This window comes from Ureibacillus galli, assembly GCF_014836845.1.
Taxonomy (GTDB): Bacteria; Bacillota; Bacilli; order Bacillales_A; family Planococcaceae; genus Ureibacillus; species Ureibacillus galli.
The window spans coordinates 248,373-254,606 of record NZ_JACSQA010000003.1 but is presented as its reverse complement, the minus strand read 5'-3'; the positions used below and the strand labels follow the sequence as shown (position 1 = coordinate 254,606).

Genomic DNA, 6,234 nt, shown 5'->3' with positions numbered 1-6,234 from the left:
AGTAATTTCTGTTCTTGATCTGTAAATAACTTTTTCGACATGTTCTTCCGCTCCATCAACCATTTATTTTATTTCATAATAAATAAAAGTACCCTATAAGAGAGACCTTTTTTCAAGTGTCTTTCTTATAGGGTACATTTTAATTTCCGCTGCCCTTTTTGTTATTTTATATTTTTTTCATTATAGTTGCTTCGGGAAACTAGTAAAATCATGTAACAGAATAGACCGAAAAGACAAGAAATAAAGAATGAATGTAGTAACGAAACGATAAGGTTAAGTTTTGTGAAAATAATTAACATACCAGTCATCATTTGCGCTAGTAGAATGAAAAAGGCAATAATCCATCCCCAATAAATCACGCGTTGTTCTTTGTAATGCTTTATCACATGTAATGCAATATATGTAACCCAAACGAATATTAATAAAACCGCAAACCGGTGTCCCATTTGTACCCATTGGTGTAACCCTGTTGGAAGAGCAAACGGATCTTCATTGTTACAAAACGGCCAATCAGAACAAACTAAACTTGCTTGTGTATGTCTTACTAATGCACCAGTATAAACGACGATATAAGAATATAAAGTGACACCGAATGTGTGTATTTTAAGTTTTTTACTTATATAAACTTTGTCGGCATCGAATTTTTTATCTACTTCGAAAACAATCATTGCTAATAATAAAACCGATGCAAATGAAATTAATGAAATACCGAAATGAAGTGCAAGGATGAAATCACCTTGTCCCCAAAGTACTTGAGCAGCTCCGATTAATGCTTGAGCTACTAAGAAAAAGATTGCTAAAATTCCTAAAAATTTTACTTCGCGAATAGTGCCAAGTTTACGCCAAGTCCAAACGACTAAAATTAGAACGAGTATAGATACCGAACCTGTCACTAATCGATGGGAAAATTCGATTAATACTTCAGTTGTTATTTCTTTTGGAATAAGTGAACCGTTACAATCTGGCCAGTTTCGACCGCAACCTAAACCGCTTTCAGTTTTTGTAACAAGCGCCCCACCAATAAGAATAAGCAACATACCGATTGTCGTAGCAAAAGCAATCCATTTCAGTAATTTACTTTGATAATGTTGCATTTTATGAGCCACCTACTTTTTCTATCTATAAACTTATAAAAAGCTTTTATGCCTTTTATGATAATAGCGAATAAATAGGTAAAAGACAACTTCAAACGGTTGTACCTTACTTTGAGGTAAGGTCTTTTCACAAATTGTTCATAAATTCGTGCTTTTACATTCACATTTCCTACCCTAAAATGCATTACTATATAGATGTTCATTTTATAACTATTTAGCTAACCCAAATATGTATTTTGGTCAACTTATCGAAATTTTGCTTAATGTCTAGAAATAACGGACAAATTTCGATATAGTTATTGTTAGCGGAATATGCTTACAAAAATGAAAGGAGAGACAAAATGTCAATTTAATGGGCAATCAATTAGATTCGCCTGAAAAACTTCGTTGATTTAAAATTTTTGCACTTATTAATGATAGGAATTGTAGATTGAAACATGATTACAACCTATATTTACATGTGGTAAGTTACACAAAATTAATTTATAAAGAGAATCAATCTAATCTTGATTAACGAAGATTAAGACATTTTGATACCATTCCTTCATTTGTAGGTAAATTTTTGTTATAAAGGCTTTACTACGCCGTCATGTGAGGACGAGTTGGGATAAGAGCATAGTGTTCTATATTCAATCTATAGTTTAGAACAGTGGATGAAACGATACTGTTGTAAGAAGTTTAAGTAATAACTTCAAACTGTTTATTGGTAGTAGCGAAAAAAATCCTTTCGGTATGGAAGCGCTAGCTTTATTCTTAAAAAAGTTTGTATGGTATCCACAACATTTACTTTACATATGAACCCATAGTGAGGAATATCGAATAGCAAATATACCAATGCTACTATAGGAAAAGGTTTAAAAGAACTAATTGTTTTGTGGTATTATAAAACTTAGTGCTTTTAACTTAAGGAAAAGTTGGTCAGGCTTTATCATTTTAGCTATTATATTGAATGTGGATAACTTGCTCATGTGGTTCAACGTTTAAAATAATTTGAAATGATTAATGGGATTTTGTTATTTTAGGAATTCTTCTTTGACAAGGGATTCACATAGAACTATACAACCAACGTCCTGGTTACACATGAAAATACAACAAAGAAAGAGGGGTTAATTAAGCTATGATGAAAGGGCTTAAAAAATGGCGTCTTTTCTCGCTGTTAGCGGTAATGACAGTTTTTCTTTCTGCATGTGGTGAAGATTATATTTCAACACTTAAACCAGCAGGAGCAGTGGGAAAAGAACAATTAAACTTACTATTATTCTCCATCACGATTATGGCTTTAGTAGTAATAGTAGTATCATTCCTTTATTTATATGCTTTCGTTAAGTTCCGTCGTTCAAAACAAGGCGAGAACCACATGCCAAAACAAGTAGAAGGAAGTCATACGTTAGAAGTAATTTGGACAGTAATTCCAATCATCTTACTTTTAATCTTAGCTGTTCCAACTTTAATTTCGACTTATAAACTTGCTGATGTTAAAGCAATGGATGAAGTTGACGAAGAAGGAAACAAATCTGCATTAACAGTTAATGTTACTGCAAAATTATATTGGTGGGAATTTGAATATCCTGAACAAGGTATTGTAACTGCACAAGAACTTGTTGTTCCTACTGGTGAAAAAGTTTACTTTAACTTAAAAGCAGCAGATGTTAAGCACTCATTCTGGATTCCATCTATTGGTGGGAAAATGGATACAAACGTAGAAAACGTTAACAAGTTCTATTTACAATTTGACGAAGAGTCAAAAGATCTTGAAGAAGGCGTATTCTTCGGTAAATGTGCTGAACTTTGTGGTCCTTCCCATGCTTTAATGGACTTTAAAGTGAAAACTCTTGCTCCTGAAGAGTTCGAAGATTGGGTTGCTTCTATGCAAGCAACGGAAGGTCAAGTAGCATCTCCTGATTCCACTGATTTAGGTGAAGCAACATTTGCGAACAGCTGTTTAGCTTGTCACGCAGTATCTGGTGTTGGTGCTTCAGGTGCTATGGGACCAAACTTAACAACATTTGGTGACCGTAACCGTGTTGCAGGTGTATTAGAACACAATAAAGAAAGCTTAGAAAAATGGATTACAAATCCAGAGAGCGTTAAACCAGGTAACTTAATGACTGGAAAATATGGTGAACTGTCTGAAGAAGAAATTAGTGCAGTCGCTGATTACATTATGAGTTTATCTGTAGAAGAATAATTTCTACTTCGATAGAAACACTTGAAGGAGGTTAAAGTTGTGAGCTCTGTTGCAGTTGCAAATAAAAAGGGCTTTGGAGCAACATTATGGGACTACTTAACAACTGTCGATCATAAAAAACTAGGCGTTATGTATTTATTAGCCGGGACTTTGTTTTTCGCAATCGCAGGTTTAGAAGCGCTTTTTATGCGTATTCAGTTAATGTTTCCAAATAATGATTTTGTTTCAGCCGGTACATTCAATGAATTATTAACAATGCATGGTACGACGATGCTATTTTTAGCAGCGACGCCATTACTATTTGGATTTATGAACGCCGTTGTACCTTTACAAATTGGTGCACGTGACGTTGCATTCCCGTTCCTAAACTCTTTAGGATTTTGGTTATTCTTCCTAGGTGCAATCTTTTTACACCTATCATTCTTTTTAGGTGGAGCACCTGATGCTGGATGGACATCTTATGCATCATTATCTTTATATTCACCAGGTCATGGTATTGACTTTTATGTATTAGGTTTACAAATTTCTGGTGCTGGTACTTTGATTTCAGGTATTAACTTCATCGTTACGATTATCACGATGCGTGCACCAGGTATGACATTTATGCGTATGCCATTATTTACTTGGACTACATTAATTACTAGTGCATTAATTTTATTTGCATTCCCACCACTAACAGTAGCTTTATTCTTCATGTTAGTTGACCGTATGTTTGGAGCAAATTTCTTCGATCATATAAATGGTGGTAATACTATTATTTGGGAGCATTTATTCTGGATTTTTGGACACCCTGAGGTATATATCTTAGTTTTACCTGCATTCGGTTTATTCTCTGAAATTATTCCGGTATTTGCTCGTAAACGTCTATTTGGATACTCTTCAATGGTATTCGCTACGATTTTAATCGGTTTCTTAGGATTCATGGTTTGGGCTCACCACATGTTTACTACTGGTCTTGGGCCAACAGCTAATGCTATTTTTGCCGTTTCAACAATGGCGATTGCCGTTCCAACAGGGATGAAAGTATTTAACTGGATCTTAACGATTTGGGGCGGTTCGATTAAAGTAACAGTTCCTATGCTATATGCTCTTGGATTTATTCCATCATTCGTAGCTGGTGGGGTTACAGGTGTTATGCAGGCAACTGCACCACTTGACTACCAATTACATGATTCTTACTTTATCGTAGCTCACTTCCACTATGTAATCGTTGGTGGTATCGTATTAGCGATCTTTGGTTCAATGCACTTCTATTGGCCAATTATGTTTAACCGTGCTTTAAATGAAACATTAGGGAAATGGACTTTCTGGTTCTTCTTTATCGGATTCCATTTAACGTTCTTCATTCAGCACTTCTTAGGTCTAATGGGTATGCCACGTCGTGTATTCACTTACCAAGCAGACCAAGGTTGGGATTTATTTAACTTTATTTCATCAATTGGTGCGATTATGATGGCCATTGGTGTACTTATTTTAGTATTTAATATCATTATTTCTGCTAAATCTAAACCATTAAATTGTCGTGACTACTGGGGAGATGGACGCTCACTTGAATGGGCTCTTAAAACACCAGTACCGTTCTATAACTTTAAACAAACTCCACTTGTACGTGGATACGACCCTTATTGGTTAGAAAAACATGAAGGTAATGAAGAAGGTATGACATATGCTGAACCTCTTGGTGATATCCATATGCCAAACAACTCCGTCTTACCTTTAGTAATGTCAATTGGTTTATTTGTTGCTGCATTCGGTGCACTTTATCACCCAGATGGAGTAGCATGGTCAATTCCAGTTATCATTATTGGTTTAGCGATTACAGTTGGTGCGATGATTGTTCGCTCATTAAAAGACGATCTAGGTTTCCATGTACATGTTGAGGAAATCGTTGCTACTGAAGAGCAACTTTATGGAAAAGGGGGTAACAAATAATGGAAGAAACTAAATTCACCCCACAAACTTGGCCAGACAAACCGGAACAAGCAACTCCGGAAGCTAAAAATAAATTCGTAGGAATTTGGATTTTTATTTGTAGTGATATTACGCTTTTCGCCAGTGTATTTGCTACTTACCTTTCTTTAAAAGACAAAGGTCCTGCTGGTATGGAATTCTCTGCTGCAGAACTTTTTGAATTACCATTAGCATTCGTGATGACAATGTTACTTTTAACATCATCATTAACATCTGTTTATGCGATGTATCATATGAAAAACTATAATTTCAAAGGCGTTCAAATTTGGATGACTATTACTGTACTATTAGGTCTTGGATTCCTTGCTCTTGAAATTTATGAGTTCTATCACTATGTACACATTGGTTTTGGTTATACGCAATCCGCGTTCTCTTCTGCATTCTTTACATTAGTAGGGACTCACGGATTACACGTAGTAGTCGGTTTAGTTTGGATCGTTTGCTTAATCGTTCGTAATGCGAAACGCGGATTAAACTTATACAACGCTCCAAAATACTATGCTGCTTCTATTTTCTGGCACTTTATTGATGTAGTTTGGGTATTTATCTTTACTGTAGTTTACTTGATGGGGGTGTTAGGATAATATGGGACACGATACACAAGTTCAAGCTAAAACAAAAGCGCAGTTTGAGTATGAGCGTCATCATAACGCAGTGCATATGCGTAAGCAAGTTATCAATTTTGCGATAATGATTTTCTTAACATTTCTAGCTTTTGCTGTAGTAGTTGCTGATTTTTCCGCTTATTTCATTAAGCCTTTTATTCTACTACTAGCTGCAGTACAAGTAGTATTACAACTATATTCTTTCATGCATATGGATGATAAAAAAGGACACCATATCGGTGTTATCCAAACTTTTGTATGGTTTGGTGCAGTCATTGCATTTACATTCTTCTTAACCTTCTTAACGATCATTTGGTGGTAAGAGTGGGAACACGCTTCTAGGGCAACCTAGAAGCGTGTTTTTTTACCCGAAATG

General features: G+C 35.3%; 5 protein-coding genes. 4 read left to right on the top strand and 1 reads right to left on the bottom strand.

Features of this window, described 5'->3' with window-relative positions:
* Positions 1-161 precede the first annotated feature (161 nt).
* Entirely contained in the window at positions 162-1,094 is a 933-nt protein-coding gene (locus tag H9636_RS04395; protein ID WP_191706408.1) for a COX15/CtaA family protein, read from the bottom strand.
* 1,117 nt (positions 1,095-2,211) lie between these two features.
* On the opposite strand from H9636_RS04395, the gene coxB reads away from it, so the two are divergent.
* From coxB to H9636_RS04375, 4 genes are read left to right on the top strand one after another with little or no spacing between them, the layout of a single operon-like run.
* The gene (gene coxB, locus H9636_RS04390) at positions 2,212-3,282 is read left to right on the top strand and encodes a cytochrome c oxidase subunit II (protein WP_191706407.1); all 1,071 of its coding nucleotides are present in this window, start codon (positions 2,212-2,214) and stop codon (positions 3,280-3,282) included.
* Between the two features lie 39 nt (positions 3,283-3,321).
* Positions 3,322-5,214, top strand: coding sequence for a cytochrome c oxidase subunit I (gene ctaD, locus H9636_RS04385; protein ID WP_191706406.1), 1,893 nt, complete (start codon positions 3,322-3,324; stop codon positions 5,212-5,214).
* Positions 5,214-5,837: a cytochrome (ubi)quinol oxidase subunit III gene (locus H9636_RS04380; protein WP_225230063.1), complete on the top strand. Its 624-nt coding sequence runs from the start codon at positions 5,214-5,216 to the stop codon at positions 5,835-5,837. The genes ctaD and H9636_RS04380 overlap by 1 nt, the downstream gene beginning before the upstream one ends.
* Position 5,838: 1 nt before the next feature.
* Entirely contained in the window at positions 5,839-6,180 is a 342-nt protein-coding gene (locus H9636_RS04375; protein ID WP_191706405.1) for a cytochrome C oxidase subunit IV family protein, read from the top strand.
* Positions 6,181-6,234: the final 54 nt, after the last annotated feature.

Excerpts from the sequence above, each read along its gene's own strand:
- H9636_RS04395 (WP_191706408.1), bottom strand. The coding sequence starts at position 1,094 with ATGCAACATTATCAAAGTAAATTACTGAAATGGATTGCTTTTGCTACG.
- coxB (WP_191706407.1), top strand. The coding sequence starts at position 2,212 with ATGATGAAAGGGCTTAAAAAATGGCGTCTTTTCTCGCTGTTAGCGGTA.
- H9636_RS04380 (WP_225230063.1), top strand. The coding sequence starts at position 5,214 with ATGGAAGAAACTAAATTCACCCCACAAACTTGGCCAGACAAACCGGAA.
- H9636_RS04375 (WP_191706405.1), top strand. The coding sequence starts at position 5,839 with ATGGGACACGATACACAAGTTCAAGCTAAAACAAAAGCGCAGTTTGAG.